General features: G+C 65.6%; 1 CRISPR repeat array.

Annotation, left to right across the window (positions count from 1 at the left end):
• Position 1 precedes the first annotated feature (1 nt).
• Positions 2-331: direct repeats of the CRISPR family, unit length 25 nt; unit sequence GATCATCCCCGCAGGCGCGGGGAAC.

Here is a 331-nt window from a genome sequence, read left to right as displayed (position 1 = left end):
GGATCATCCCCGCAGGCGCGGGGAACTCAAGGTCAGCTGGCTCTTTCCCGCGCGCTTGATCGGATCATCCCCGCAGGCGCGGGGAACTCGGAATCAATAGCCAGGCCGCGTACTCGTCAGCCGGATCATCCCCGCAGGCGCGGGGAACTCACTCCACCGAACAGACGGCCTATGAGCTCCGTCGGATCATCCCCGCAGGCGCGGGGAACTCCCGCATGATTCCGCGGTTTTCATCGTCAGCTTCGGATCATCCCCGCAGGCGCGGGGAACTCCCTGCGTGCGAGATCCAGCATTAGCGCAGAGACGGATCATCCCCGCAGGCGCGGGGAAC

Source organism: Arthrobacter sp. HMSC06H05 (genome assembly GCF_001807395.1).
Taxonomy (GTDB): Bacteria; Actinomycetota; Actinomycetes; order Actinomycetales; family Micrococcaceae; genus Pseudoglutamicibacter; species Pseudoglutamicibacter albus.
This window is presented reverse-complemented; position numbering and strand designations above follow the sequence as displayed.